Here is a 2,954-nt window from a genome sequence, read left to right as displayed (position 1 = left end):
GGGGGGCAAAGCCGATCCGCTGCGCTCGCTGGCCCAGGTGCGCGACCAGTACCGGCAACTGCTGCTGCGGCTGGAGGCCAACGAACGCGAGTTCCGCCGGCTCGGCCGCTCGGTGTGGCGAGTGCAGGAAGACGAACGCCGGCGCCTGGCGCGCGAACTGCACGACGGCATCGGCCAGAACCTGACCGCGCTCAAGCATCGGCTGGCCCAGCTCGGCGACGCCTTGCCGCCGGCCCAGCGCGCGCGGTTGGAAGCGGCGATCGCGCTGTGTGCGGACACGCTGGAAGACACGCGCGAGTTGTCGCGCTTGCTGCGGCCGCCGATCCTCGACGATCTCGGCCTGGAACCGGCGTTGCGCTGGCTCGCGCGAAGCCAGAGCGAAGCCGCAGGCATGCAGGTCGCGCTGGAAATCGGCGAACTGCCGGCGCTGGACGGCGATCTGCAGACCCTGGTGTTCCGCGTGGCACAAGAGGCGATCAACAACGTCGCCAAGCACGCCGGCGCGCAGCAGGTGCTGGTGCGCCTGGTCGCGCGAGGGGGGCTGCTGCAATTGCAGGTCGCCGACGACGGTCGCGGCTACGACCCGCAGCGGGCGTCCTACTCCGACGGCAGCGGCCTGGCCGGCATGCGCGAACGCCTGCGCCTGTACGACGGCCGGCTGGAGATCCATTCCGCGCCCGGCGAAGGCACGCGCCTGCGGGCGGTGCTGCCGTTGCCGGCGGTGGCCGAAGGTGCTTGACGGCGCACCGGTCCACGCGCACCGTGCGCCCATGCCGAAGCCGACGATCCGCGTATTGATCGCAGACGACCACACCCTGGTGCGCGAAAGCCTGGTCAATCTGCTCCAGGCCGAGGGCACGATCGAGGTCGTGGCCCAGGCGGCGGACGGGCCGGAAACCGTGGCGCTGGCGTCGGCGACCCATCCCGACGTGGTGGTCGCCGACCTGTCGATGCCGGGCTTGAACGGGATCGAGGTGGTGCGCCGGCTGCGCGAGGCGGTGCCGGCGACGCGGGTGCTGGTGCTGACCATGCACCAAGAAGAGGAGTACGTGCTGCAGGCGGTGCGCGCCGGCGCGGCCGGTTACTTGGTCAAGGACAGCGCCGCGTCGGAGTTGTTGACCGCGGTGCACAGCCTGCATGCCGGACGCAGCCACTTCGGTCCGCAAGCGGCCAAGGCGATGGCCGAGCAGATGCGCCATCCCGAGCGTGCGCTCGAGGACCCCTACGGGCGACTGACCGCGCGCGAACGCGAGGTGTTCCATCTGATCGTCGAGGGGCTGACCACCAAGGAGATCGCGCGCAAGCTGGAGATCAGCGCCAAGACCGCCGAGAACCACCGTACCCGCGTGCTCGACAAGCTCGACGTGCGCAACACCGCCGAACTGGTCCGCTACGCCTTGCGCAAGGGCCTGCTCGACTAGCGCCGCGCGCGGCTTCTTGTAGGAGCGGCGTAAGCCGCGATAACCGCAGCGGTGAAATACCACGCTTCTCTACGAAGCGAAGCCGTCCAGACGAAGGCCGATTGCCCTGGCTTCGGCGAGCGCGCTCGCGCACGTCGCTGCGGCGGTCGCGGCTTACGCCGCTCCTACAGAATACGCCGCGCTCAGGCCGCGCGCGGGTAATCCGTATAGCCCTGCGCGCCACCGCCGAAATAGCGCGTGCGGTCGCCTTCGGCCAGCGGCAGGTCGTGCTGCAAGCGGTACGGCAAATCCGGGTTGGCGATGAAGGGGCGGCCGAAGCCGATCAGGTCGGCCCAGCCCGCTCGCAACGCGTGCTCGGCGCGCTGTTTGGTGTACTTGCCGGAGTAGATCATCGTGCCGCGGTAGATCATCCGCAGCGCCTCGCGAAACGCGTCCGGCATGCCCGGGGCGTCGTCCCAGTCGGCTTCGGCGATGTGCAGATAGGCCACGCCGATTTCGTCGAGCACCTTGGCCGCGGCCAGATAAGTCGCCTGCGGCGTGTCGTCGACCGCGCCCTGCAGGGTGGTCAGCGGCGCCAGGCGCACGCCGAGCCGGTCGGGACCGACGACGTCGGCCACCGCCTGCGCGACTTCGCGCAGGAAGCGCAGCCGGTTCGGCAGCGAGCCGCCGTAGGCGTCGGTGCGATCGTTGGCCTGCGAGTCGATGAACTGGTTGATCAGGTAGCCGTTGGCGCCGTGCAGCTCGACCCCGTCGAAGCCGGCCTCCAGCGCGTTGCGCGCGGCCTGGGCGTAGTCGGCGACGAGGCCGGGGATCTCGTCGATGCGCAGCGCGCGCGGTGCGGAGTGTTGCACCATCTCGCCGACGCCGGCTTCGGGGCCGCGACCGTCGGGATCGACGAACACCTTGACCCCGTCGGCGACCAGCGCCGAGGACGACACCGGTGCGGCGCCGTCGGCCTGCAGGGCGACGTGGGAGACGCGGCCGACGTGCCAGAGCTGGGCGAAGATGCGTCCGCCGGCGGCGTGCACGGCGTCGGTGACCTTGCGCCAGCCGGCGATCTGTTCGGCGCTGTAGATGCCCGGGGTCCAGGCGTAGCCCTGGCCCTGGCGGCTGATCTGGGTGCCCTCGCTGACGATCAGGCCGGCGCCGGCGCGCTGGGCGTAGTACTGCACCATCAGGTCGGTGGCGACGTCGCCGCGGGCGGCGCGGGAGCGGGTCATCGGCGGCATGACGATGCGGTTGGCGGTGTCGAAGCGGCCGAGGCGGTGGGGGGTGAAGAGCATGGCGGCGGAGTCGGATGGGAGTCGATGGGAGCAGTGTGGGGAGCGGACCGGCGGGGAAAAACCGCCGTTGCGGCAAACGATCCTTTCCACAAGCGCAAGAATCGCCGCCGCGCGACCCTGTAGGAGCGGCGCAAGCCGCGACTGCCATCTCGCCCGCTTGCCGCGTCTTTGTCCTGTACCCCTGTAGGAGCCGCGCAAGCCGCGACCGCCATCTCGCCCGTTCGCCGCGTCTTTGTCCTACGCCCCTGTA

The 2,954-nt window shown here is 70.5% G+C and carries 3 protein-coding genes; 2 read left to right on the top strand and 1 reads right to left on the bottom strand.

Annotated elements, in window-relative coordinates:
* Window positions 1-37: 37 nt before the first annotated feature.
* The gene (locus TX83_RS17970) at window positions 38-739 is read left to right on the top strand and encodes a sensor histidine kinase (RefSeq protein ID WP_261370184.1); all 702 of its coding nucleotides are present in this window, start codon (window positions 38-40) and stop codon (window positions 737-739) included.
* A 55-nt stretch (window positions 740-794) separates the two neighbouring features.
* A complete protein-coding gene (locus TX83_RS17965; RefSeq protein WP_261370182.1) occupies window positions 795-1,421 on the top strand; it encodes a response regulator in 627 nt (208 codons plus the stop codon).
* 182 nt (window positions 1,422-1,603) lie between these two features.
* Here TX83_RS17965 and TX83_RS17960 read toward each other — a convergent pair whose 3' ends face one another.
* Window positions 1,604-2,704, bottom strand: a complete 1,101-nt coding sequence (locus tag TX83_RS17960; RefSeq protein ID WP_064749359.1) for an alkene reductase — start codon at window positions 2,702-2,704, stop codon at window positions 1,604-1,606.
* Window positions 2,705-2,954 lie beyond the last annotated feature (250 nt).

This window comes from Lysobacter antibioticus HS124, from assembly GCF_000336385.2.
In the GTDB taxonomy this organism is placed as follows: Bacteria; Pseudomonadota; Gammaproteobacteria; order Xanthomonadales; family Xanthomonadaceae; genus Lysobacter; species Lysobacter firmicutimachus.
The sequence above is the reverse complement of the archived record's forward strand: the minus strand, read 5'-3'. Positions and strand labels throughout refer to the sequence as shown.